Raw genomic sequence first — 23615 nt, 5'->3', positions numbered from 1 at the left:
TCCTTATTCCGCCGGCACGGGCAGCGCCGAGCCGCGCACGCCCGACCCGCGTTTCCGCGCAGCGAACCAGTCGCCGAGCGCGCGGCAGACGACATAGAAGGTCGGCGTGAAGATGAGGCCGAACGCCGTCACCCCCAGCATCCCGAAGAACACCGCAGTGCCGAGCGCCTGGCGCAGCTCCGCCCCCGCCCCGCTCGCGATCAGCAGCGGCACCGCGCCGAGGATGAAGGCAAAGCTCGTCATCAGGATCGGGCGCAGGCGGTCGCGCGCGGCGCGCACCGCGGCGTCGATCGGCGACAGCCCGTCCTGTTCCTCGGCCTGCTTCGCGAACTCCACGATCAGGATCGCATTCTTCGCGGCGAGCGCGATCAGCACGACCAGCCCGATCTGCGTCAGCACATTATTGTCCATGCCGCGCAGGTTCACGCCGATCATCGCCGCGAGCAGGCACATCGGCACGATCAGGATGATCGCGAGCGGCAGCACCAGGCTCTCATACTGCGCCGCGAGCACGAGGAAGACGAACAGCACCGCGAGCGCGAAGACGATCCCCGCGGTGTTCGCGGCCGCCTTCTGCTGAAAGGCGATGCCCGTCCATTCGGTGCCATAACCCGCGGGCAGCGTTTCCGACGCGATCTTTTCCATCGTCGTCAGCGACGCGCCCGACGACGATCCGGGCGCGGTGTCGCCGTCGATCTCGACCGCGGGGAACAGATTGTAGCGCGTGACGCGATACGGCCCCGTGCGGTCCTCGAAATTGGCGACCGACCCGATCGGCACCATCGCGCCGCTGTCCGACCGCGTGCGCAGGTTCGCGATGTCGGCGACGCTCTGGCGATAAGGCGCGTCGGCCTGCGCGGTGACGCGATAGGTGCGGCCGAGCAGGTTGAAATCGTTGACGAACGCCGATCCCAGATAGACCTGCAATGCCTCGAACACCCGCTCGGGCGAAACGCCCAGCGCATTCGCCTTCGCGCGGTCGACGTCGGCAAAGACGCGCGGATTGGTGGGGTCGAAAAAGGTGAAGACATGGGCGAGGCCGGGGGTCTGGTTCGCCTTGCCGATCAGCGCGTTCGTTTCGTTCGCGAGCGCCGCATAGCCATGGCCGCCGCGATCCTGCACGATCATCCGGTAACCGCCGGCCGAGCCGATCCCCTGAATGAGGGGCGGCGGGATCACGACGATCTGCGCTTCGGTAATATCCGCGGTGCGCTTCTGCGCTTCGGCCATGATGTCCTCGAACTTGACGCCGAGCTTCTTCCTTTCCTCGAAGGATTTGAGCGGGAAATAGGCGGCGGCCGAATTGGGCGCGAGCGTCTGCGACGGCCCGTCGAAGCCCGCGAGCATCACCGACCCCAGCACGCCCTCGACCGGCAGCACGCGCGCCGCGACCTTTTGCAGCACCGCGTCGGTGCGCTCGACCGAAGCGCCCGAGGGCAGCTTGAGAGCGACGAGGAAATAGCCCTGGTCCTGCGCCGGGATGAAGCCCGTCGGCGTCGCCCAGAACAGCCCCGCGGTCGCCGCGATCAGCCCCGCATAGCTGACCATCATCTTCTTGGGCGCGCGCACCAGCCGGGCGGTGAGCCGCGCATAGCCGTCGCTCATCCGCTCGAAGCCGCGATTGAACGCATCGCCCGCGCGGCGCAGCATCCGCATCCCCCTGCCCTCCTGCACCGGCGCCGAATGGCCGCGCAGCAGGATCGCCGCGAGCGCGGGCGACAAAGTGAGCGAAAGGATCAGCGAGATGATCGTCGCGGTCGAGATCGTCACCGCGAACTGCTGGTAAAAGGCGCCCGACAGGCCGGTGAGGAACAGGGTCGGCACGAACACCGCGCAGAGCACGAGCACGATGGCGACGAGCGCCGCCGACACCTCGTCCATCGACGTGCGCGCGGCTTCGAGCGCGCTCATGCCCTTCTCCAGATTGCGTTCGACATTCTCGACGACGACGATCGCGTCGTCGACGACGATGCCGATCGCGAGGACGAGCCCGAACAGCGACAGATTGTTGAGGCTGTAGCCGACGCCTGCGAGCACCGCGAAGGTGCCGATCAGCGACACGGGGATCGCCAGCACCGGAATGATCGCCGCGCGCCATTTCTGCAGGAAGACGAGGATGACGATGACGACGAGCACGACGGCTTCGAGCAGGGTCGTCATCACCGCGTCGATCGACTGGGCGATGAACTCGGTGGGGTTATAGATGACCCGATATTCGAGGCCTTTGGGAAAATCTTTCGACGACGCCGCCATTTCGGCCTCAACCGCTTGCGCCGCGGCGAGCGCGTTCGATCCGGGGCGCTGGAACACCGCCATGATGACGGTGGGATCACCCGACAGATAGGTGTTGCTGTTGTAATCCGACGCGCCCAGTTCGACGCGCGCGACGTCGGACACGCGGACCTGACGCCCGTCGGCATCGCTGCGGATGACGATATTGGCGAAATCCTTGGGGTCCGAGAGGCGCCCCTGCGTTTCGACGTTGAGCTGGAAATCGCTGCCGCCCGCATAGGGAGGCTGACCGAGCGTCCCCGCGGCGACCTGCACATTTTCGCGCCGCAGCGCCGCGACGATCTCGCCCGCGGTCAGGTCGAGCGCGGCGGCGCGGCCGGGGTCGATCCACACGCGCATCGCATAGTCGCGCGCGCCGAACAGGCGCACGTCGCCGACGCCGTCGATGCGGGAGAGGCGATCGCGCAGCTGGGTCAGCGCATAATTGGAAATATAGGCGCGATCGAGCGACTTGTCGGGGGAGACGAGGTTCACGACCATCAGGAAGTCGGGCGAGGTCTTGCGCGTCACCACCCCCAGTCGCTGCACCGTTTCGGGGAGGCGCGGGGTCGCGATCGCGACGCGGTTTTGCACCAATACCTGCGCGGCATCGAGGTCGGTGCCGATCTTGAAGGTCACGGTAATCGTCACGACGCCGTCGCCGGTCGACTGGCTGCTCATATAGAGCATGTTATCGACACCGTTGATTTCCTGCTCGATCGGCGCCGCCACCGTGTCGGCGACGGTTTCGGCCGACGCGCCCGGATAGGTGGCGGTCACCGTCACCGTCGGCGGGACAATGTCGGGATACTGCGAGACGGGCAGGCCGATATAGGCGACCGCGCCGACGATGGTGATGATGACGGCGATCACCGCCGCAAAGATCGGCCGGTCGATGAAGAAGCGGGATAGGCGCATGGGAGAGCCCCTGTCTGTAAACTGTTTCGGTCACCCCTCCCGCCTGCGGGAGGGGCAGCGAGACTTGCGAGCTTTGCTCGCTAGTCGCAGCGGGGTGGGCCATTGAGACGGAGCTGGCCCACCCCCGACCCCTCCCGCAAGCGGGAGGGGAGAAAGGTCACCGCGCAAAGGTCGCCTGCGCCGACACCGGCTCGTTCGTCCCGGCCGCCGCCTGCTTGGGCGCCGCCGCGACGATCTTGCCCGCCTTGGTCTCGGCCTTGGTGCCGGGGCGCGCGAACTGATATCCGTTGATGACGACGCGGTCGGTCGGCGCCAGCCCCGACCGGATAACGCGCAGACCATCGACCTCGGGGCCGATCTCGACCGGCTTCGCCGCGACCATGCCGTCCTGGCCGACGACATAGACGATCTTGCGCGCCTGGTCGGTCTGCACCGCGGCGGCGGGGACCAGCAGCGCGCGCGTCGTCCGGCCGGTCGACAGACGCATGTTGCCGAACATGCCGGGGGTCAGGAACATCTCGCGATTGGCGAAGCTCGCGCGCGCGCGGATCGTGCCCGACCGCGGATCGAGGCCATTGTCGGTGAAGTCGAGGCGGCCCCTCCAGCGATAATCGCTTTCGTCCTGCAAGCGCACTTCGACCGCCGCGCCCTTGTCGCCGCCCTCGCGCTTGGTCTTGAGGAACAGCGCCTCGGACCCCTGGAAGGTGAAATAGATCGGATCGAGCGCGTTGATCGTCGTCAGCAAGGTGCCGCCGGCATCGCCCGCCGACACGAGGTTGCCCGCGTCGATCTGGCGGTCCGAAATGCGGCCGCTCAAGGGGGCACGGACGGTGGTGAACTCGACATCGAGCGCGCGCTGGGCGATGCGCGCCTCGGCTGCTGCGAGCGCCGCGGTCGCGGCGTTGACCCGCGCGCGCAGCCGGTCGATCTCGCTCTGCGACACCGCCTCGATATCGACCAGGCGGCTCGCGCGGTCGAGTTCAAGCCGGGCGAGCGCCAGGTCGCTGCGCGCGCTCGCCGCCGCGGCGCGCGCTTCGGCGAGCGCGGCGCGATAGGAGCGCGGGTCGATGGTGAAGAGCGGCTGGCCCTGCCGGACGATCTGGCCATCGGTAAAGTGAATTGCCGTGATCGCGCCCGACACGCGCGGACGCACCTCGACCGCCTTCGACGCCTCGAAACGGCCGATATATTCGTCCCACAGGGTCACGTCGCGCGCGAGCGGCGCGGCGACGGTCAGCACCGGAGCGGGCGCTGCCGCCGCCTGTGGTGCGCCGTCGCGCAGCAGCCACCAGGCGCCGGCGACCAGCACCAGAAACGCGCCGATCCACGCCACACGGCGGCCGCGCGCGGGGCGGAGCAGCGTCTTGAGTTCGCGGCGGACCTTCGCATCGGCGGGGTCGAGCTTTTCGATCGGGGTGTGGACGGTCATCTTATGCCCTCTTCTCTTCGTTCGGTTCGGTTGCCGCACCCCGGCCATGGAAAGGGGGCGCAGAAACCCGTCGCCGGAAGCGCTGCTTCCGCCGCGTTGCGATTGCGGTCCTCATATGCAGACGACCCTCTTGGCAGAGGACGGCCGCCCCGTCCGGCGCCCGCACCGAAAAATGCGCGCGCCGGGCCCTGTTTACTTGGGTCGAACGCCATCGGCGCCCGGCCGGGTCGAGCCCGCTCCCGGGATTGATTCATGCTGTCGATGGATCCGGCCGCCGCATGATCCTGTCACACGACGGCCGCTCCGGGGGGAGAGCCTATCTTTGTATACTGGTTGGTATATAATCTATGTTGCGCCGCGTCAAGCGCATTCTGTACCGGGCAGTAAAAATAATTCTTTCAGGGCCCTTACCCGAAACACGGACGCCCGCTTCCGGCGAACAAATGCCCCGCTCAGCGCCCCGGCCACAATTTGAGGCTGGTTTCCACCAGCCGTTCCAGCTCGGCGCGCGTCGCGCCGGCACCCGCCTGCACCGACATGCCCTGATTCACCGCCATCAGGAAAGCAGCGAGCCCCTCGGGGTCGGTATCTTCGGGAAAATCCCCCTCTTCCTTCGCGCGCACCAGCCGGTCGAGCATGGCGCGCTTCGCCGCCGCGCCGCGTTCGAGCACGGCCTGGCGGATGCACTCGGCCTCCGCCCCGCACGCGACCGAAGCGATCACGCCGAGGCAGCCGTTGGGGTTTTCGGGGCAGGTATACATGTCGAGCGCGCCGCGCATCAGCCGCTCGGCGACACCGCGCGCGGTCGGCGCGGCGAGCGCGGCCTGCATATAGTCGAGCTTTTCGCGCTCATAAAGGTCGAGCGCCTTGTTGAAGAGCGCTTCCTTGTTGCCGAAGGCGGCATAAAGGCTCGGCTTGGTGATCCCCATCGCTTCGGTGAGGTCGGCCATCGACGCGCCTTCATAGCCTTTCGACCAGAAGACACGCAGTGCCGCGGCCAGCGCCGCATCGACGCAGAACTCGCGCGGGCGTCCCTTGTGCGGGACGGCTTGCGAATCAGCGCTGGCGCCAGTGTCAACTTTCATAACGACTGGTATATAATATAGCCGTCACAAAAAGTCCAGCGGGGGCGCCGGTTCAGCCGAGCCGCAGGTCGACCGGCGGCCCGACGGGCGCCTTACGCCAACCGGATCTGCCCGCCGTCGCGCGCGAACGGCACGCGCTTCAGCACCGAGGTGCGATAATCGGGCGAAAGCACCGTATCGACGGCAATGAAGCTGGCGACGCCGCGGTCGCGGGCAAGTTCGACGCGCACATAGCCCTGGTGCATATTGTCGGTCCACACGACCTCGGGGATATGCGCGGCATAGGCTAGGTCCAGCGCGCGCGAGGTGGCGTCGTCGAAGCCGCTTTCGACAAAGTCGCCGGGCGAGGATATGCCCGCGGTCCCAAACTCGATCCCCGCCGGGCGTCCCGCCGCGTCGGCCAGGCGATTGGCCCAGAAGCTGTGGCTGTCCCCCGACAGGAATATGAGATCGCCCGCCCCCGCGCGCCGCGACAGGTCATAGAGCCGCTCGCGCGCCCAGGGATAGCCGCCCCACGCATCAGTATAGTCGGGCAGGTTGAAGCGCCCCTTCCACGCCAGCGCAACCGCGGGGTCGGCCGCGAGCCTGGCGCGCTCGGCGGGCGTGGCGGCGGCCAGCCTGGCGAAGGGGTCGGGCAGGATGCCGAGCTTGGCGACATCGGGCACCTCGACGCGCGCGATCACCATCGGCGACCCGATGATCCGCCACGGCTGTCCGTCGGCGACCGACTGCGCGAGCGCGGCCTCCAGATCGGCTTCGAGTTCGGCCGACAGCATCGCGCGGCCCGGCGCGCCGAGCACCTCGCGGCGAAACCGCTCGGCCGATGCCGCGTCGGTGATCGCGGCGGCATGATCGGCATATTCGATCTGCCGCGCCCGCGCGCTGTGGCGCGTTTCGAGCGTGTGGAGCAGCGCAAGGTCGCCGAAGCGATAGGCGCGCCAGAAGTCGGCGCGCGTGCGCCCCGGCTGCGCCAGCCATTCGGGCTCGCGCACCGGCATCCATTCATAATAGGCCTGGATAGACGCCGCGCGGCGCGCTGCCCAGTCGCCCTCGGTCGCCGCCTGATGGTTCTGCGCGCCGCCGGTCCACGGGTTGTTCGTGCTTTCATGGTCGTCCCAGCACGCCAGCAGCGTGTGGTTCGCGTGCATCGCCTGCGCCCCGGCGTCGGTCTTGTACTGCGCATGGCGCATCCGATAGTCGGCGAGCGAAACGATCTCGTGCGTCGGCGCATGGACGCGGCCGATGCTGCGCGCGACCGCATCGCCCCAGCTGTCGTCGCCGCCATATTCATAGATATAGTCGCCGGTGTGGAGCACGTAGTCGATGGCAGGGTCGCGCGCGATCGCGTCATAGGCGTTGAAAAAGCCGAAGGCGAAGTTGGAGCAGGAGGCGAGCGCGATCCCCAGTCGGTCGAGCCGCCCTTCGGGCAACGTCCGCGCGCGGCCCACGGGCGAGACCGCCTCGCCCAGCCGGAAACGGTAATAATAGACCCCGCCCGGCGCGAGGCCGCGCACGAGCAGCTTGACCGTATGGTCGCGCCCGGCATCGGTCGTCATCGTGCCCGATTGCACGACGTCGGCGAAATCGGGCGTCGCGCTCAATTCCCACGCGACCTCGGCGCGATCCTTTGCCGTTACATGCGTCCACAGCACGACGCTGGTCGCGTCGGGATCACCGCTCGCGACGCCATAGCGAAAGGTCGGGTTGGCGGGCGCGGCATGGGCCAGCAGCCCGCGCGGCATCGCGGCCAGCGCCGCGCCGCCGACCATGCCACAGAGGAGCGCGCGGCGCGCGATTTCGGCGCGGTGAAAATGGCTGGTCATGCGCTGATCGTCCCTGTCATTCGGGCCCGCCGATCGCGGTGGCAGGCGGGCGACGCCGGATCGGCCCCGCCCGCCGCCACTTCCGATCAGAAATCGGCGGTCACGGTGAAGATCATCGAGCGCGGCGCGCCGATCCACGCCGCATTGCCTGAAATGCCGCCCAGATAATCCTCGTCGGTCAGATTGTTGATCGTCAGGCTGAAATCGAGCGCCTGCAACCAGTCGGTGAGCGCCTCGCCGCGCATCCCGATGCTGAAGTCGGTCAGGAAATAATGCTTCGCTTCCCAGCTGTTGTCGGCGTTGACGAAGCGGTCGCCGGTATATTTGCCGGTCAGGCCGATGCGGAACGGGCCTGTTTCATAATGGCCCGACAGCACCCACATATCTCTGGGAATGCCCGCGACGCGATTGCCCGGCGTCACGCCCTGTTCCGCGTCGAGCACCGCATTGCCGGTGCCGCGATATGTGGCGTCGATATAGGTATAGGCGGCGTAGAGGTTCAGGCCCTGCGCCGGGCGGACGTTGGCGAGCAGCTCGAAACCCTGCGAATCGATGCCGCCGGCGTTGAAGAATTTGCCGTCGCCTTCGCCCAGATAGTCATTGCCCGCTTCGGTCGAGTTGGACACGAAGATCACCTGATTGGAAAATCTGCTCTTGAACCAGGTCGCCGACGCATTGAACGACCGGCTCTGGTAACGCACGCCCGCTTCCCAATTCTCCGCGGTTTCGGGCTGGAGTTCGGAAAAGTCGGCGTTGCTGAACTCGAGCACCGCGTCGCTCAGCGCCTTGAAGTTCTCGGCATAGCCGCCGAACAGGTTGAGCCCCGCCATCGGCTCGATCTGGATGCCGCCCGAAAAGAGCACGTCGGACGTCGATTCGATCCGCGCATTGGGCGTTTCGCCGAACAGGTCGATGCGGTCGATATTGTTGATGAACTGCTTGGCGCCGACATTGACCGTCACCGGCCCGAAGGTCAGGCTGTCCTCGACATACCATTTGAACGTGTCCTGCGGATATTTGCGGCTGTACTGGATCCAGTAGGGCGCGGGATCGAAGTCGGGGCCGACACTCGTGTCGAGGACATTGTGCCAGTCGCGCCATTCGCTGCGGCGCGTATCCTCGTACCAGATGCCGCCGCGCAGCTTGTTCTCGCCGCCGCCGAAATCCGCGGTCCACGCGGCTTCGGCGGCGCCGCCGATGCGGTCCTTGCGATAATGGGTGTGGCGATAGGATTGCGCGCCGATCGCGCCGGGCGCGTAGCAGGCGGGATCATAGACGGGGTTGGTGGTGCCGCCATAGGGATAGGGCACCGACCCGACGCAGCCCGCGATCGGGCTGAGTGCGACGCCATTGGCGTCGACGAAATAGATGAGCCCCGCCGGCGCGCCGCCCTTCGCAAGCCCGCCCGCCAATTCGCTTTCGGGATTGCCCGCGCCATCGGCGATGACATTGGCGACATATTGCGGCACCCAGTCGCCGCGTCCCGACATGTCGTGATAATAGACCGAAGCGCGCAGATCGAGCGCATCGGCGATCGTCGTTTCGGCCTTCAGATATGCGAAGACATTCTTGCGCAGCGTCGACCAGGCGCGGCGATAGGCCTGATCCTGATAGGGAATGCCGGTCCACACGCCGACCAGCCCGTCGGTTTCGGGGAACAGGCGGAATTGTTCGGCCGAATAGACCTGGTCGTAATTATCCTCATGCGCGTCGTCATAGCTGGCATAGCCGGTGATCCGCACGGGCGTATCGAGCACGAACTTCGCTGCGAAATGGTCGCGCCGGTTCTGCGCCGACCCCTCGATCCAGTCGGTCGCTTCCTGCCGCGAATAGGAGAACCAGGCGCGCGCCTGCCCGCCCAGAATCGAACCCGTATCGAACCGGGCGTAGATGCGGCTCGCCTCGAAATCGCCGACCGAGCCGGACACGCGCAGCCGCATTTCCTCCAAGGGGTCCGATGTCACGAAGTTGAGCGTGCCGCCGAGCGCTTCGTTCGACAAAGAGCCGATGTCGGCCGTCCCCTGCGACACTTCGACGGTGCGCAGGTTCATCGTGTCGATGAAGCGGTTGGCCTTCGACCCGCCGCCATAACCCGACCCGCCGTTGGGCAGCCCGTCGACGGTGATGCCGACCTGTTGCTGGTTCAAATTGGTCTGAAAGCCGCGCACAGCCACGGTGGTCGACCAGTCGTCGAAGCCGAAGGCGTCGCCTTCCTGCACCTGCACGCCGGGCAGCGTGTCGATGACGCCCAGCACCGAGACGAGCGGCGGCTGCTCGGCGATCATCGTTTCGGTCGCCGCGGCATTATTGTAGGTGGCGCGCGTTCCGGTGACGACGATGGTGTCGGCTTCGGCCGCATCGGCCGCATCGGCGGCGATCGCCGGCGACGTGGCGGCAATCGCGGCGAGGCTGGCCCCGACGACAAGGAAATGGCGGCTGGAAAACGACATGGTGACAGACCCCTTTGACAAGCTTCGGTGCGCGGCAGCTAGTCGAGCATTCTGACACCGAGCCGTCAGTTCGGAGACAGTCGCGCGGCAGTTCATGGTCAAAGCGATGACAGGCGCGGCACGGCCGCGCTCCCGGCGGCGACCACGGAAAAACGCATAGGGTCGCCGCGCCGTCAGGCGGGCGACAAGCCGGAAATCACGGTGAATGATGTTGGAGGCCCGAGCCGGAATCGAACCGGCGTATACGGATTTGCAGTCCGCTGCGTCACCACTCCGCCATCGGGCCTCAGGCGCATGATATGCGTGGAGTGAGCGCCCCTAGCCGTTTCGCCCGGCACTGGCAATCCGATTGTTGGGCCGATCGTCTTGCGCCCGCCGCAGCGCGATGCGGGGTTGGCGCATCCCCTCCGCCGGGCTATGCGCGCGGCAGCGGACCGCCGTGCTGTATTATTGTTGCAATACAGCATCGCTTCGGCTAGAGCGGGCGCAAAGGATCAAGGCTCCAGGGAATCGGAACAAGGCTGATGGCGACCAGGTTTAGCGAAATCACCGCGGCGGAGATGCGCGCCGCCATGATCGACAGCCAACTCAGGACAAACGACGTCATCGACCCCGCGGTCGTGACGGCGATGGGCGCGGTGCCGCGCGAGGCGCATGTGCCCGCGGCGCTTTCCAGCGTCGCCTATATGGACCGCGCGATCGCGCTGGGCGACGGACGGATGCTCAATCCCCCGCTCGTCACCGGGCGGATGCTTGTCGCCGCCGCCATCCGTCCGGGAATGCGCGTGCTGCTCGTCGGCGGCGCGACCGGCTATACCGCGGCGCTGCTCGCGGCCCTCGGCGCCGAAGTTCATGCGGTCGAGGAAGCGCCCGCGCTGGTCGCGATCGCAAAACCGGCGACCGCCGACGCGAACGTCCGCTGGATCGAGGGGCCGCTCGCCGCGGGCGCGCCCGACGCCGCCCCCTATGACCGCATCATCATCGACGGCGCGATCGAAATCCTGCCCGACGCGCTCGCCGCGCAGCTCGCCGAGGGCGGCCGCATCGTCGCCGCGCGGCGCGAGGGCGCGGTCACGCGGCTTGTTCAAGGCGTCAAGGCGGGCGGCGTGGTCGCGCTGCGCAGCTTTGCCGACATGGACGTCGCGCCGCTGCCCGGCTTCGCCGCGCCAACCGGCTTCCGCTTCTGAGCCGCCCCTCCCCCTCCTTGTTTCAGGCTGACATCACGATGACCGATAGCGACAAGAAACCGTCCCCTCGTCGTGCCCGCTGGCTTGCCGGCCTCGCCGCGAGCGCGCTGATGCTGCCGATGGCGGCGGAGGCCGAAACCCTGCAGGGGGCGCTCGCCAAGGCGTATGAAAACAACCCGACGCTGACCGCGGCGCGCGCGGGCCAGCGTGCGACCGACGAAAATGTCCCGATCGAAAAAAGCTTCGGCCTGCCCGAAATCGGCACGCAGGCAAGCTATGAAGAAAATCTGATCATCCCCGGCAATAATTTCAGCTCGCCCGCGCGCTCGATTACGATGGGCGGACGGCTGAGCGTCCCGATCTATCAGGGCGGCGCGGTGCGCAACGCGGTGCGCGCGGCGAAACATCGCGTCGAGGCGGGGCAGGCCAATCTGCGCGCGACCGAGGCGAGCATTTTTTCGCAGGTCGTCGGCGCCTATATGGACGTCATCCGCGACCAGGCGATCGTCCAGCTCAACCAGAAAAATGTCGCGGTGCTGCGCACCAATTTGCAGGCGACGAGCGACCGCTTTGAAATCGGCGACCTCACCCGCACCGACGTCGCGCAGTCGGAGGCGCGGCTGGCGCTCGCCGAGGGCGACCTCAGGACCGCCGAAGCCAATCTGATCGCCAGCCGCGAAGCCTATATCCGCCTCGTCGGCGAAGCGCCGGTCGATCTCGAGCCGCCGCCCCCGCTCCCCAACCTGCCCGCCACCGCCGAAGAGGCGGTCGCGATCGCGCTCGACAGCAACCCCGACATCGAGGCCGCGAGTGAGCAGGTCAAGGCGTCGCGCGCCGACATCGGCACCGCCAGGTCGAGCCGCGCGCCCAAGGTGTCGGCGATCCTCAGCGGCGGTTACAATAATTTCCTCGGCTCGCTGAACAGCGGCGTCCCCGGCGTCAGCCTGACGCAGGAAACATCGAGCGCGGCGGCGGGGGTCGAGGTCACCTTGCCGATCTTCACCGGCGGCCGCCGCTCGGCGCAGGTGCGGCAGGCTCAGTCGCGCAGCAGCCAGGCGATCGAACAATATGTCGAGGTCGAACGCGGCGTGATCGCCCAGACGCGCGGCGCCTATGCCGCGTGGCAGGCGAACGAGCGCATCATCGCCGCGACGCGGCAGGCGGTCGGCGCGAACGCGCTCTCGCTCGAGGGCGTGCGCGCCGAGAACAGCGTCGGCACGCGCTCGATCCTCGACATTCTGAACGCCGAACAGGAATATCTGAACACGCAGGTCCAGCTCGTCTCGGCGCAGCGCAATTCCTACGTCGCCGCCTTCTCGCTCCTCGCCGCGATGGGCAAGGCGGAGGCGCGCGACCTGGGGATCGAGGGCGGCGCGCTCTACGATCCCGAGGTCAATTATCGCCGGGTGAAGGGTCAGCTCTGGGACTGGGCCGACGATCCCGAACCGCAGCAGGTCGCGACCGACACGCGCGCGGTGCCCGCCGCCGACGCCGCCGTTCCCGAAGGCCCGCCCGCGCCTGCGCCACAATAAGGCTTGGCAAAATACGCCCCCGATCGGTAAGGGAAGCGTTAACCATCCGGTAAGCGCGATGGTTTAGGGGGTCTATATGGGCGATATGTCGCGGGAACCGTCGATGGAAGACATTTTGTCGTCGATTCGGCGCGTCATCGCCCGCGACGAGGCGCCCGGCGCCGCGCGCGAGATTCGCGTCCCCGAAGCCGACGACATCCTCGACCTGCAGGATCGCGATGATCGCGCCGATGCTGACGCCGCCGACAGCGACGAACTGGTGTCCGAAGCAAGCGCCGACGCCGCGCGCCAGTCGCTCGAGGCGCTGACCGCCGTGGTCGCGCCCGCGGTCGCCGCCGCGACCACCGCCGCCCCCGCCGCCGGGGGCCGCACGATGGAAGAGGTCGTGCTCGACGCGCTGCGCCCGATGCTGAAAGAATGGCTCGACGCCAACCTGCCCGCGCTGGTCGAGGCGATGGTGGCGAAGGAAATCAGCCGGATCACCGGCAAGCGGGGCTAGGCATTTGCCATCATAACGATCGTTGGCCGCTATGGCCGCCAACGACCGATTGCGGACCTGATATCCTCCCTGTGGCGGAGCCATGGGGAGGGGGACCGCCGCGAAGCGGTGGTGGAGGGGCCGCGACGCCGGCGCCAAAGCCCCTCCGTCAGCGCTTCGCGCTGCCACCTCCCCATCGCTACGCGACAGGGAGGACTGTAACTCGCAAAGTCCGGAAGCGACCGGTAGTTGCCCTCAACTTTATCGTCATCCCGGCGAAGGCCGGGATCTCACCCTATCGGTTTGCCGCACCGGCGAGATCCCGGCCTGCGCCGGGATGACGGATAAGGGAAAGGCAGGAATCCACCCCAAAACCGTCGCCAATCCCGCTACCCTACCCAATCCTCCAGCAGATAGCGCGCGATCGCCAGCGGCGGCGGCGCCAGAAAGCTCGCGCCCATGTCGCCCGCCAGCGCGGCGCAGACTTCGGCGCGGTCGACCCACATCGCCGCCTCGATCTCGGCCGTATCGAGCGTCAATGCCGCGCCCGTCGCCACCGCGCGGCAGCCGATCATCAGCGACGAGGGAAAGGGCCAGGGCTGGCTCGCCACATAGGTGACCTCGGACACATGGATGCCCGCCTCCTCGAACAATTCGCGCGCAACGGCCTCCTCCAGCGATTCGCCGGGCTCGACGAAGCCCGCGAGCGCCGAGAAAAAGCCCGGCGGAAAGCCGCCCTGGCGCCCGACGAGCACGCGGTCCTCATATTCGGCGAGCATGATCACCACCGGGTCGACGCGCGGGAAATGTTCGGCATCGCACGCGCCGCACCGCCGCCCCCAGCCGCCGCGGAACAGCGCGGTCGGCGCGCCGCACGCCGCGCAGAACCGATGCCGCGCGTGCCAGTCGACCAGGCTGCGCGCGCCCCCATACAGCGCCGCTTCCTCGGTCGACAGCAACGGCAGCAGCCGCATCACCGTGCGCGACCGCGCATCGACGCGCACCCCCGCCGCCGCCTCGCGCACGAAGCGCGGCGCGCCCGTATCGTCGATGCCGAGCAGGATCGGCGCGCGCTCGTCGGCGGGGTCGAGCGGCTCCCACAGCAGCCCGCCCCCTTCGCCCGGCACGAAATCGATCCCGTCGAGCGCGAGGCAGGTCGCGCGCGGATCGGCGAGCGCGGCGGCAAAAGACGCCTCATTGACGCGAAGCTGGTCGGCGCGGTCGAGCCGCGCGCCGGTGAAGCCGAGCGGCAGGGGCATCAGGCGACGACGTCCTTGAAGAAGGTCTCGCCGAACTTGGCCTGAAAGGGCACCGCATCGGGCGGCATGATCTGCGTATAGCCCGCGGCGCGATAGCCGAGCCCCCGGTGGACGAACCCGATCGTCCCCGCGGCGCCCGCCCAGCCGAAAATGCCTTCGCCGCCGGGCGACGTCGGCAGCGACACGCGCCCGCCCGCGCCAAAGCCCTGCCCGTCGATGAACGTCCCCTTGCGGTCGACGCTGTCGTCGATCAGGTTCGACATCGCGAGCCGCGCGGTTTCGGGCTTCATCACGCGCACGCCGCCCGTTTCGCCCTCGCCGAGCAGCATCGCGAGGAAGCGGTCGTAATCGCGCGCGCTCGACACGAGGCCGCCGCCGCCGAACGGATAGGGGGGCGGGTCGAGATAGATCGAGCTTGCCGCGGGATCGAAGGGGATGAGCGCGCCGCTGAACGGCGCATAATTGCTCGTGAAGCGCGGCACGTCCTTCGCCGCGACCATGAACCCCGTGCTCGTCATGCCCAGAGGATCGAACAGCCGCGCCTTCAGAAAGGCGTCGAACGCCTGTCCCGACACGACCTCGATCACCCGCCCCAGAAGATCGAGGCTGATCGAATAGCTCCATTTCGTCCCCGGCTCGTATACGAGCGGCAGCTCGGCCAGCCGGTCGGCCATCGCCGCCAGGCTCGGCGCGGGGGTGACGGGCGCAAGGCCGGGGATCGGCAGGCGGCTCGCCTGCCCGCCGACGATGCCCGCATCGTCATACGCCTTTTTGATCGGCCCCTTCTGGATGATATTATAGCCCAGCCCCGCGGTGTGGGTGAGCAGCTGACGCACCGTGATCGGACCCTTCGCGGGGCGCACGTCGGTGAGCGACCCGTCGGGCGTGTTCTGCACCTTCATATTGGCAAAGGCGGGCAGAAAGTCGGCAATCGGCTGGTCGAGCCGCATCTTGCCATCCTCGATCAGCAGCATCGCGGCGATGCCCGTCACCGGCTTGGTCATCGAATAGAGGCGCCAGATCGTGTCGGGGCCGACCGGCGTCGGCGACCCGTTCGACTGCACCCCCGCGCCGATGAACAGCGGCGCCTCCTGTCCCTTGCCGATTGCGGCGAGCGTTCCGGTGAGTTCGCGGCGCTCGACGAAACCCCGGATGAACGCGCTCGTCGCGGGATAAAGCGCCTCGCCGTCGGCGCGCCAGGCCCATGCGGCGCGCGGCAGCAGCGCCGCGGCGCCGCCCAGCGCCATTCCGCCCATCAACGCCCGGCGCGTCACCATCATGTTCATGCGTCTCTCTCCAGCATCCTGACCACCAGCTTGCGATAGAGCGTCGGCAGCCCCGCGGCGTCAAGGTCCGAGATCGGCCACCATTCGCCTTCCGCTGCGGCATCGGTCGTTTCGCCGCGCACCAGCGCCAGCGTCAGGTCGAAATGGGTAAAGCCATGGTCGACGCGGACGATCCCCGATTCGGCGCGTTCGGATTCGGCGGGCGGCGCATCGGTCCACTCGCCGCCGGGCAGCGCGCGCATCCCGCCGAGCATTCCTCTGCCCGGCCGCCGCACCAGCCAGATCGCGCCGTCGCGTTCGATCCAATGCGCGATCCCGTGGCGGCGCGGCTTCGCCTTCTTCGGCGGCTTCACCGGCAATCGCTCGACGTCGGCGCGCCCGCGCGCGCGGCAGTCGGCGGCGATCGGGCAGCGATCGCACGCGGGCGCGCGCGGCGTACAGATGGTCGCGCCGAGATCCATCAGCGCCTGCGCAAAATCGCCCGGCCGATCGCCCGGAACCAGCGGCGCCAGCGCGCCGCGAATCGCGCGCTTGGCCCCCGGCAGCGGCGTTGCGATCAGTCGGTGGCGCGCGATCACGCGCTCGATATTGGCGTCGACGACGACCGCCGGGCGGCCGAACGCGATCGCCGCGACCGCCGCGGCGGTATAGTCGCCGATGCCCGGCAGCGCGCGCAGCCCCGCCTCGCTGTCGGGAAAGCGCCCGCCATGATCGGCAACGACCGCGCGCGCGCAGGCGATCAGGTTGCGCGCGCGGGCATAATAGCCAAGCCCCGCCCACGCCGCCATGACCTCGGCGTCCTCCGCCGCCGCCAGATCGGCGACGGTCGGCCAGCGCTGCGTAAAGCGCGCGAAATAGTCCGCGACCGCGGCGACGGTCGTTTGTTGCAGCATGACTTCGGCGAGCCAGACGCGATAGGGGTCGGGGACCGATGCGCTGCCCGGCGCGATCCGCCACGGCAGCACGCGCGCCGAACGGTCGTACCAGCCGAGCAGCCGGGGCGCGAGGCTGTCGATGTCTGCGATAGTCTGGACGCTCACCCCCCGCCTATGGCATGGCGTCGGGCATGACGAAAGCCACCGGAGACGAGGCGCCCGCCAAAAAGGCGAAGGCAAAGGGCGGCGCCAAAGGCGGCGCAAAGCCCGCCAAGGCGCCCGTGCGCCGCTACGAGCGCCCGCGCGGCGGCGAGGCGCGCGCGATTTCCGACCTCGTCCCCGAAATCGGCCGCACCGCCTTTCGCAAGTTCGGCTTCATCCAGTCGTCGGTGGTCAGCCGCTGGCGCGAGATCGTCGGCGACCGCCTCGCCGACGTCACCCAGCCCGCGATGATCCGCTTTCCCGCGGGGCAAAAGGCGGGCGGGACGCTGCACCTGACGATCAGCGGCGCGCACGCGCCGATGCTCCAGCATGTCGCGCCCGACATCATCGCCGCGGTCAACCGCTTCTTCGGCTATGCCGCGATCGCCACCGTCCGCATGGCGCACGGACAGGTCACCCCCGCCGCCCCCGTTCAGCCGCCGGCCATGCTGAAACCCGTACCCGCCGAACTGGGGGACAGCCTGCGCGACATCGGCGACCCGGAACTGCGCACCGTGCTCGAGCGCATGGCCGCGGGCCTCGCGACGCCGCCGCGGCTTCCCAAGATCAGTTAGGAAAGAGCGCCGCCGACCATGTCCGCTTTCAATGACGACCTGTTTGACCGCCGCGGCGCGATCGCCGCACTCTCGGGCGCCGCGATCACGCTGATTGCCGCCACGCCCGCCAGGCCCGCCGCCTGGTCGCGGACGGTGACGACCAGCCCGATCGGCGCCTATAGTGTCGGCAATCCTTCGGCCAGGCTGCGGCTGATCGAGTATTTCAGCTATACCTGCCACGTCTGCGCCGATTTCGCGACGGCGGCGTCGCTCCCGCTCAGGACGCACTATATCGACCGCGGCCTTGTCCTCTTCGAATATCGCAACCTGGTGCGCGATCCGGTCGACATGACCGCGGCGCTGCTCGCGCGCGTCGGCGGCGCCAGCGCCTTTGTCGGCAATCATCAGGCGATCTTTGCCGCATTCCCGACCTTCATCGCCAGGGTTCAGAAAGCCACCGACGCGCAAAAGTCCAGCTGGTTCGAGGGCAGCGTGGCGCAGCGCGCGCGCCGGATCGCCGCCGATACCGGCCTCGCCGCGCTGATGCGCGCGCGCGGCTACGCGCAGGCGCAACTCGACGCCGCGCTGGACAGCGAAGTCGCGCAGGCCGAACTCACGGGCATGACCAACATCGGCCGCGGCGCCGACCGCGTCACCGGCACGCCGAGCTTTTTCATCAATGGCCAGCGCGCCGACGTCGTCGCCTGGCCCGCGCTCAAATCGAAACTCGACGCCGCGCTCAAGGCTGCGTAGAAACCCTGCATTCCCGATCCCGTGGAGACGAATATATGACCGCATCGCTTCGTATCGCCCTTTTGTCCTCGCTCGGCGCGCTCGCGCTCGCCAGTTGCGGCGGCGGCACCGCCGACCCGGCCAAGGAGCAGGACGTGATCGCCAAGGTCGCGCCGCCCGAAGGCAAGAGCTGGTCACAGGTCGTCCGCGTCGATGGCGACGGCGTCGTCATGGGCAACCCCGAAGCGCCGATCAAACTGGAAGAGTTCGGCGCCTTCACCTGCGGCCACTGCGCGCAGTTCGCCAAGGATTCGCACGAAGAGCTGAAGCGCGATTTCGTCGACACCGGGCGCGTGTCGTACAAGCTGACGCCCTTCATGCTCCACCCGATCGACGCGATCGCCGGCGCGATCGTCAAATGCGCCGGCACCGACCGTTTCTTCCCCCTCGCCGACGCGACCTTCCTCGAACATGAAGCCTTCATCGCGGGCGCGTCAAAGCCGCAGCCTGGGGTCGAAGCGGCGATGCAGCTGCCGCCGGGGCAGCGCTTCACCGCGCTCGCGAAAGCCTGGGGGATCGACCAATTCTATCAGCAGCGCGGTGTGCCCGCGACAACGATCCAGCAGTGTCTCGGCAAGGTCGAAAATGTCGAAGCCGTCGAAAAAGGCACCAACGCGGGCATCGAGAAATATCAGATCACCGGCACGCCCACCTTTGTCATCAACGGCCAGGTCGCCGAAGGCATCGCCTCCTGGGGCCCGCTGCGCGACCGCCTGCGCACGATGGGCGCGCGCTGATCCGAATTGATCCTCGCTGCGGCGCAGCCGTGGGGAGGGGGAGCGTCCACGAAGCGGATGGTGGAGGGGCGGCGACGTTGCGTCATAGCCCCTCCGTCAGCTCTCCGGGCTGCCACCTCCCCATCGCTTCGCGACAGGGAGGATCGTTCGATCCCAGCCCTTCCTCGTCATCCCGGCGAAGGCCGGGATCGCACGCTATCGGCTTTACGCGCCGGCGAGATCCCGCGCTTCGCCGGGATGACGGAATGAGAAGTCTTGCGACTCCCCCCACCGCGCGGCATGACGGCTCCATGGGGGATATGTGACGATCAGGTTGCACCAGCTCCGATTCGATGACCTGCGCGGGGCCTTTCCGTGCAGATAAAGCGGCTGCGCCTCACCGGTTTCAAAAGCTTCGTCGAACCCACTGAACTCCGCATCGAGCCCGGTCTGACGGGGGTTGTCGGCCCCAATGGCTGCGGCAAGTCGAACCTTTTGGAAGCAATCCGCTGGGTGATGGGCGAATCGAGCCCCAAGTCGATGCGCGGCGGCGGCATGGAGGATGTCATCTTCGCGGGCACCTCGTCGCGCCCGGCGCGCGACTTTGCGGAGGTCGCGCTGCATTGCGATACCGAAGGCGCGCTCGTCGCGGGCCTGGCCGACGAGCGCGACGGCGACGAGCTCGAAATCATCCGCCGCATCGAACGCGGCGCGGGCAGCGCCTATCGCGCCAACGGCCGCGACGTGCGCGCCAGGGATGTCGCGCTGATCTTCGCCGACGCCGCGACCGGCGCGCACAGCCCGGCGCTCGTCAGCCAGGGCAAGATCGCCAATGTCATCGCCGCCAAGCCGACCGACCGCCGCGCGATGCTGGAGGAGGCGGCGGGCATCGCGGGGCTGCACGTCCGCCGCAAGGATGCCGAGCAGAAACTGCGCGCGACCGAAACGAACCTCGCGCGCCTGTCCGAAATCGTCGCCGACATGGATCTGCGCGCGAATGCGCTGCGGCGACAGGCGCGCGCGGCGGAGAAATATAAAAAGCTCTCGGACGACATCCGCATCGCCGAGGGGCGGCTGATCTACGCGCGCTGGCGCGACGCCGCCGAAGCCGCCGATCAGGCGCGCCGCGACGCCGACGCCGCCGAAGCCGCGGTGAAAGCCGCGCAGGACGAACTCGAAACACTCTCCAAGGCGCAGGCCGAGGTTGCGACCCGCGTTGCCGCGGCGCGCAAAGACGCGCAGGCGCAGCAGGGCGCGCTCGCCGAGGCGACCGCGACACAGCTGCGCTTGCAGGGCGAGGAGCGCGCCGCGCTCCAGCGGCTCGAAGACCTCGCGGCGCAGCAACGGCGGATCGAGGCCGACCGCGCGCACGAGGGCGAACTCGCGCGCGAGGCCCATGCCGCGCTCACCGCGCTCGACGCCGAAACCAAATCGCTGGCGCGGGACATCGCCGCGCACGACGCGGGCAAGGCGGCGCTCGCCGAGGCCCATCTCGCCGCGCAGGCGCGCCTTCGCGATGCCGAGGTCGCGCTCGCGCAGGCGCGCGCCAGGGCCGCGAGCGAGGCCGCCGACCGCCGTATCGCGCTATCGGCGCGCGACAGCGCCGAGGCGGCAGTGCGCCGCATCGCCGCCGACAAGGCGCGCGTCGAGGCCGAGCTGGCCGCGCTGGGCGACAGCGCCGCGCTCGCCGCGACCCATGCCGAAAGCGTGGCGGGCGCCGAAGCCGCCGAAGCCGCGATCACCGCCGCCGAACGGGCACTGCACGATGCCGAAGCCGACCGCGAAGCGACCGCCGCCGAACTCGCGGGGATCGAATCGGGCTTTGCCGAAGCGCGGGCCGCGCTCGCCGCGCTCGACGGCGAAGCCGCAACGCTCGAACGCGCGCTCGCCGCCGCGTGCAGCGACGACGACCGCATCCTCGACCGGCTTCGTGCCCGGCCGGGTTACGAGGCCGCGCTCGCCGCGGCGCTCGGCGACGATCTCGACGCCGGTACCGACCCCGCCGCCGCGCGCAGCTGGACCGGCGCCACCGCAACCGGCGACGATCCCGCGCTGCCCGCCGGAACCACGCCGCTCGCCGATCATGTCCAGGCGCCCGCCGCGCTCGCGCGCCGCCTCGCGCAGGTCGCGGTCGCTGAAACCGATGACGGCCAGCCGCTCGCGGTCGGCCAGCGGCTCGTCACGCTGGACGGCGTCATGCGGCGCTGGGACGGCTTCGTGACCCGCGGCGACGGCGCCACCGCCACCGAGCGGCTGCAACGCCGCAACCGCCTCGACGAGCTTGCGGCGCAGCGTCCCGCGGTCGAACTCGGCGTCCAGGAACTTCGCGACCGCCGCGAGGCCACCGCCGCCAAGGCAGCCGCGCTGACCGAAGCCGCGGCCGCCGCGCGCAAGGCGCTCGCCGACGCCGACGAGGCGCGCCGCACCGCGCTGCGCGCCGCCGACCAGGCACAGGCCGCGCTCGACCGGCACCGCGATGCCGCGGCGCTGCTCGACCGCCGCCTCGCCGAAATCGCCGACATGGCGAAGGATGCCGACGAACAGCTCGCGGCGCAAGAAGCCGCGCTCGCCGCGCTCCCCGACGAGGCGCTCGCGCGCACCGCGCTCGATGCCGAGGAACAGGCCGCCGACCGCGCGCGCGGCGACGCCCAATCGGCGCGCGAGGCGCTCGCCGCGCACGACCGCACGCTCGCCGCGCTCAGCGAACGCCAGGCGGTCGTCGGCGCCGAGATCAAGAGCTGGAAAGCCCGCGCGGGCGAGGCCGCGCACCGCGTCACCGAAATGGACAAGCGCGCCGACGCGCTCGCCGCCGAGGCCGCCACGCTCGCCGACGCCCCCGCGCGCCTCGCCGAACAGCGCGCCGCCGCCGAGGCCGAGCAGGCAGGCTTGCGCGAAAAAGTCGCCGCCGCCGAAGCGCGGGAACGCGCCGCCGAAGCCGCGCTCCGCGAAGCCGAAACCGCCCTCAATGCGATCCGCGAGCGCGTCGCCGCCGCGCGCGAGGCGCGCGCCGGCGCCGTCGCGCGCTCCGAAAATGCCGAACTCCGCCGGATCGAAATGGGGCGGCTGTCGGGCGAGCGTTTTGAATGCCCGCCGCCGCTTCTCCCGCAAAAGGCCGGGTTCGCGGGCGACAGCGTCGGCGACGCCAGTACCGAATCGGCCGCGCACGACCGGCTGGTCGCCGACCGCGAGCGGCTGGGTCCGGTCAACCTCGTCGCTGCCGACGAGCTCGCCGAACTCGATGCCGAGCGCGAAAAGAACGCCGCCGAGATCGAGGAGCTGACGCAGGCGGTGCATCGGCTGCGCGGTTCGATCGGCAATCTGAACCGCGAGGGCCGGGTCCGCCTGCTCGCGGCGTTCGAGACGGTGAACACGCATTTCCAGCGGCTCTTCACGACGCTGTTCAACGGCGGGCAGGCGCATCTCGAGCTTGTCGATTCGGACGATCCGCTCGAAGCCGGGCTCGAAATCATGGCGCAGCCGCCGGGCAAGCGCCTCGGCACGCTGACCCTGCTGTCGGGCGGCGAGCAGGCGCTTACGGCCGTGGCGCTGATCTTCGGCCTCTTCCTCACCAACCCCGCGCCGATCTGCGTCCTCGACGAGGTCGACGCGCCATTGGACGACGCCAATATAGAGCGCTTCTGCGACCTGCTCGACCGCATGGCGCGCGAGACGAACACCCGCTACCTGATCGTCACCCACAATGCGGTGACGATGGCGCGGATGCACCGCCTGTTCGGCGTGACGATGATCGAACGCGGCGTCAGCCGCCTCGTCTCGGTCGACCTCGGCGGCGCCGAGGAACTGCTCGCGGCCGAATGATCAGGGCGCCGTCCCCACCACCAGCATTGCCGCGAACACCAGCAGCCCGGCGAAGCGGTTGCTGCGGAACTTTGCCAGCGCATCCTCGCCGCTCGCCACATCGAGCGTCACCACCTGCCCCGTCAGCTGCACCGCCGCCGGAACCAGCGCGACCAGCACGAGCGGGTCGGGGCGCACCGCGCACAGCGCGCCGCCCCAGAGCCCAAGCGCCGCGGCATAGCAGAGCGCGACCCCGGCCTTCACCTGCCCGCCCATCGCGCGCGCGCTCGATTTGACGCCGACGAGCATATCGTCCTCGATGTCCTGCAGCGCATAGATGGTGTCATATCCGATCACCCATGCGATGCAGCCGGCATAGAGCAGGGGCAGCGCCATCCCCTGCGCCCCGCCCACCGCGACCCAGGCGACGAGCGCCCCCCAGCTGAACACCAGCCCCAGCCACGCCTGCGGCCACCAGGTGATGCGCTTCATGAAGGGATAGGCGGCGACGAGGATCAGGCTCGCCAGCGCGACGATCTGCGCCGGGCGCGGCAGCTGGACGAGCACGAGCAACCCGACGAGCGCGAGCAGCACCGTCCACACCCCGGCGTTCCGCACCGACACCGCGCCGCTCGCCACCGGGCGCGACGCGGTGCGCGCGATCTTCGCGTCAAGATCGCGGTCGACGATGTCGTTATAGACGCACCCCGCCCCGCGCATCGCGATCGCGCCGAGCAGCAGCCAGAGCAGCAGCGGCCAGTGGCTGACCGCGCCGCCGCCCAGCGCGACGCCGAACGCGCATGGCCAGTAGAGCAGCCACCAGCCGATCGGCCGGTCGAAGCGTGCGAGCAGCGCATAGGGCCGCGCCGCGGCGGGAAGCCATGCGACGAGGCCGCGAAGCTGGCTGTCGGGTGGGTGGGTGGCAGTCATCGCTGCGCGCGCGATAGCAGGCGCGCGC

The 23615-nt window shown here is 68.9% G+C and carries 16 protein-coding genes and 1 tRNA gene; 7 read left to right on the top strand and 10 right to left on the bottom strand.

What is annotated here, in order from left to right; translation table 11 throughout:
- Window positions 1-3 precede the first annotated feature (3 nt).
- From SPYCA_RS00390 to SPYCA_RS00365, 6 genes are all read right to left on the bottom strand, one after another.
- A complete protein-coding gene (locus SPYCA_RS00390; RefSeq protein WP_120218508.1) occupies window positions 4-3189 on the bottom strand; it encodes an efflux RND transporter permease subunit in 3186 nt (1061 codons plus the stop codon).
- 157 nt (window positions 3190-3346) lie between these two features.
- Complete coding sequence (locus SPYCA_RS00385) at window positions 3347-4618, bottom strand: efflux RND transporter periplasmic adaptor subunit (protein ID WP_120218507.1); 1272 nt, start codon at window positions 4616-4618, stop codon at window positions 3347-3349.
- A gap of 452 nt (window positions 4619-5070) precedes the next feature.
- Window positions 5071-5703 carry a TetR/AcrR family transcriptional regulator gene (locus SPYCA_RS00380; RefSeq protein WP_120218506.1) on the bottom strand — a complete coding sequence of 211 codons (633 nt, stop codon included), beginning with the start codon at window positions 5701-5703 and terminating at the stop codon, window positions 5071-5073.
- A gap of 92 nt (window positions 5704-5795) precedes the next feature.
- Window positions 5796-7526 (bottom strand): alkaline phosphatase D family protein, encoded by a 1731-nt coding sequence (locus SPYCA_RS00375; protein WP_120218505.1) that lies wholly within the window; start codon window positions 7524-7526, stop codon window positions 5796-5798.
- A gap of 86 nt (window positions 7527-7612) precedes the next feature.
- Window positions 7613-9976, bottom strand: coding sequence for a TonB-dependent receptor (locus SPYCA_RS00370; protein WP_120218504.1), 2364 nt, complete (start codon window positions 9974-9976; stop codon window positions 7613-7615).
- Window positions 9977-10188: 212 nt separating this feature from the next.
- Window positions 10189-10262, bottom strand: a tRNA-Cys gene (locus tag SPYCA_RS00365).
- A 238-nt stretch (window positions 10263-10500) separates the two neighbouring features.
- Here SPYCA_RS00365 and SPYCA_RS00360 point away from each other — a divergent pair.
- The 3 genes from SPYCA_RS00360 (at window position 10501) to SPYCA_RS00350 (ending at window position 13194) form a co-directional block, all read left to right on the top strand.
- Window positions 10501-11163, top strand: coding sequence for a protein-L-isoaspartate O-methyltransferase family protein (locus SPYCA_RS00360; RefSeq protein ID WP_120218503.1), 663 nt, complete (start codon window positions 10501-10503; stop codon window positions 11161-11163).
- Window positions 11164-11201: 38 nt separating this feature from the next.
- The gene (locus SPYCA_RS00355; protein WP_120218502.1) at window positions 11202-12695 is read left to right on the top strand and encodes a TolC family outer membrane protein; all 1494 of its coding nucleotides are present in this window, start codon (window positions 11202-11204) and stop codon (window positions 12693-12695) included.
- A 76-nt stretch (window positions 12696-12771) separates the two neighbouring features.
- Complete coding sequence (locus SPYCA_RS00350; protein WP_120218501.1) at window positions 12772-13194, top strand: DUF2497 domain-containing protein; 423 nt, start codon at window positions 12772-12774, stop codon at window positions 13192-13194.
- Window positions 13195-13562: 368 nt separating this feature from the next.
- Here SPYCA_RS00350 and nudC read toward each other — a convergent pair whose 3' ends face one another.
- The 3 genes from nudC to SPYCA_RS00335 are packed head-to-tail and all read right to left on the bottom strand — an operon-like array spanning window position 13563 to window position 16758.
- Window positions 13563-14432: an NAD(+) diphosphatase gene (gene nudC / locus SPYCA_RS00345; protein WP_120218500.1), complete on the bottom strand. Its 870-nt coding sequence runs from the start codon at window positions 14430-14432 to the stop codon at window positions 13563-13565.
- Window positions 14432-15718 carry a serine hydrolase domain-containing protein gene (locus SPYCA_RS00340; RefSeq protein ID WP_120218499.1) on the bottom strand — a complete coding sequence of 429 codons (1287 nt, stop codon included), beginning with the start codon at window positions 15716-15718 and terminating at the stop codon, window positions 14432-14434. The genes nudC and SPYCA_RS00340 overlap by 1 nt, the downstream gene beginning before the upstream one ends.
- On the bottom strand, window positions 15715-16758 hold the full coding sequence (locus SPYCA_RS00335; RefSeq protein WP_232003416.1) for an A/G-specific adenine glycosylase: 1044 nt from the start codon (window positions 16756-16758) through the stop codon (window positions 15715-15717). The genes SPYCA_RS00340 and SPYCA_RS00335 overlap by 4 nt, the downstream gene beginning before the upstream one ends.
- A gap of 26 nt (window positions 16759-16784) precedes the next feature.
- Here SPYCA_RS00335 and SPYCA_RS00330 point away from each other — a divergent pair, with 26 nt between their 5' ends.
- The 4 genes from SPYCA_RS00330 to smc all read left to right on the top strand — a co-directional run bounded on the left by SPYCA_RS00330 (window position 16785) and on the right by smc (window position 22678).
- Entirely contained in the window at window positions 16785-17369 is a 585-nt protein-coding gene (locus SPYCA_RS00330; RefSeq protein ID WP_120218498.1) for a DUF721 domain-containing protein, read from the top strand.
- An 18-nt stretch (window positions 17370-17387) separates the two neighbouring features.
- Window positions 17388-18104, top strand: a complete 717-nt coding sequence (locus tag SPYCA_RS00325; RefSeq protein WP_120218497.1) for a thioredoxin domain-containing protein — start codon at window positions 17388-17390, stop codon at window positions 18102-18104.
- 35 nt (window positions 18105-18139) lie between these two features.
- On the top strand, window positions 18140-18880 hold the full coding sequence (locus SPYCA_RS00320; protein ID WP_120218496.1) for a DsbA family protein: 741 nt from the start codon (window positions 18140-18142) through the stop codon (window positions 18878-18880).
- A gap of 354 nt (window positions 18881-19234) precedes the next feature.
- Complete coding sequence (gene smc, locus SPYCA_RS00315; protein WP_120218495.1) at window positions 19235-22678, top strand: chromosome segregation protein SMC; 3444 nt, start codon at window positions 19235-19237, stop codon at window positions 22676-22678.
- Here smc and ubiA read toward each other — a convergent pair whose 3' ends face one another.
- The gene (ubiA, locus tag SPYCA_RS00310; protein ID WP_120218494.1) at window positions 22679-23587 is read right to left on the bottom strand and encodes a 4-hydroxybenzoate octaprenyltransferase; all 909 of its coding nucleotides are present in this window, start codon (window positions 23585-23587) and stop codon (window positions 22679-22681) included. It abuts the gene before it with no gap.
- Between the last annotated feature and the right edge of the window lie 28 nt (window positions 23588-23615).

The organism is Sphingopyxis sp. FD7 (genome assembly GCF_003609835.1).
Classification (GTDB): Bacteria; Pseudomonadota; Alphaproteobacteria; order Sphingomonadales; family Sphingomonadaceae; genus Sphingopyxis.
This window is presented reverse-complemented; position numbering and strand designations above follow the sequence as displayed.

Coding starts and splice junctions, on each gene's coding strand:
- SPYCA_RS00390 (WP_120218508.1), bottom strand. CDS start 3,189: ATGCGCCTATCCCGCTTCTTCATCGACCGGCCGATCTTTGCGGCGGTG.
- SPYCA_RS00385 (WP_120218507.1), bottom strand. CDS start 4,618: ATGACCGTCCACACCCCGATCGAAAAGCTCGACCCCGCCGATGCGAAG.
- SPYCA_RS00380 (WP_120218506.1), bottom strand. CDS start 5,703: ATGAAAGTTGACACTGGCGCCAGCGCTGATTCGCAAGCCGTCCCGCAC.
- SPYCA_RS00375 (WP_120218505.1), bottom strand. CDS start 7,526: ATGACCAGCCATTTTCACCGCGCCGAAATCGCGCGCCGCGCGCTCCTC.
- SPYCA_RS00370 (WP_120218504.1), bottom strand. CDS start 9,976: ATGTCGTTTTCCAGCCGCCATTTCCTTGTCGTCGGGGCCAGCCTCGCC.
- SPYCA_RS00360 (WP_120218503.1), top strand. CDS start 10,501: ATGGCGACCAGGTTTAGCGAAATCACCGCGGCGGAGATGCGCGCCGCC.
- SPYCA_RS00355 (WP_120218502.1), top strand. CDS start 11,202: ATGACCGATAGCGACAAGAAACCGTCCCCTCGTCGTGCCCGCTGGCTT.
- SPYCA_RS00350 (WP_120218501.1), top strand. CDS start 12,772: ATGGGCGATATGTCGCGGGAACCGTCGATGGAAGACATTTTGTCGTCG.
- nudC (WP_120218500.1), bottom strand. CDS start 14,432: ATGCCCCTGCCGCTCGGCTTCACCGGCGCGCGGCTCGACCGCGCCGAC.
- SPYCA_RS00340 (WP_120218499.1), bottom strand. CDS start 15,718: ATGAACATGATGGTGACGCGCCGGGCGTTGATGGGCGGAATGGCGCTG.
- SPYCA_RS00330 (WP_120218498.1), top strand. CDS start 16,785: ATGACGAAAGCCACCGGAGACGAGGCGCCCGCCAAAAAGGCGAAGGCA.
- SPYCA_RS00325 (WP_120218497.1), top strand. CDS start 17,388: ATGTCCGCTTTCAATGACGACCTGTTTGACCGCCGCGGCGCGATCGCC.
- SPYCA_RS00320 (WP_120218496.1), top strand. CDS start 18,140: ATGACCGCATCGCTTCGTATCGCCCTTTTGTCCTCGCTCGGCGCGCTC.
- ubiA (WP_120218494.1), bottom strand. CDS start 23,587: ATGACTGCCACCCACCCACCCGACAGCCAGCTTCGCGGCCTCGTCGCA.